The sequence below is a fragment of the Achromobacter denitrificans NBRC 15125 genome (assembly GCF_001571365.1).
GTDB lineage: Bacteria > Pseudomonadota > Gammaproteobacteria > Burkholderiales > Burkholderiaceae_B > Achromobacter > Achromobacter denitrificans.
The window spans coordinates 1-738 of sequence record NZ_BCTQ01000096.1 but is presented as its reverse complement, the minus strand read 5'-3'; the positions used below and the strand labels follow the sequence as shown (position 1 = coordinate 738).

Here is a 738-nt window from a genome sequence, read left to right as displayed (position 1 = left end):
GTGACCTCGGGCGCCGGCGCCGCGGCGCTGGCCTGCCTGGACCTGATGGTGGACCTGGGCCTGCCGCTGGAAAACATCTGGGTCACCGACATCGAAGGCGTGGTCTATGAAGGCCGCACGGTGCTGATGGACCCGGACAAGGCGCGCTTCGCGCAGAAGACCGAGGCGCGCAAGCTGGCCGAGGTGATCGACGGCGCGGACGTGTTCCTGGGCCTGTCGGCCGGCGGCGTGCTCAAGCCGGAGATGGTGGCGGCGATGGGCCCGCGCCCGTTGATCCTGGCGCTGGCCAACCCCACGCCGGAGATCCTGCCGGAAGTGGCGCACGGCGTGCGCGACGACGTGGTGATGGCCACCGGCCGTTCGGACTACCCGAACCAGGTCAACAACGTGCTGTGCTTCCCCTACATTTTCCGGGGCGCGCTGGACGTGGGCGCCACCACGATCACCCGCGAGATGGAAAAGGCGGCGGTCTACGCGATCGCGCAGCTGGCCGAGGAAGAGCAGAACGAAGTGGTCGCGGCCGCCTACGGCACCTATGACATCTCGTTCGGCGCCGAGTACCTGATTCCCAAGCCGTTCGATCCGCGCCTGATCGTGCGCATCGCCCCGGCGGTGGCCAAGGCCGCGATGGAAGACGGCGTGGCGACGCGCCCGCTGGCGGACCTGGAGGCCTACGAAGAGCAGCTGCAGCAGTTCGTGTACCACTCGGGCGCCTTCATGAAGCCGCTGTTCTCGGCG

1 protein-coding gene is annotated in these 738 nt (G+C 68.7%); it reads left to right on the top strand.

Annotated features, from left to right (window positions below; all coding sequences use genetic code 11):
- The coding region (locus ADE01S_RS31020) for a malic enzyme-like NAD(P)-binding protein (protein ID WP_303621343.1) at positions 1-738 on the top strand (738 nt) is incomplete at both ends.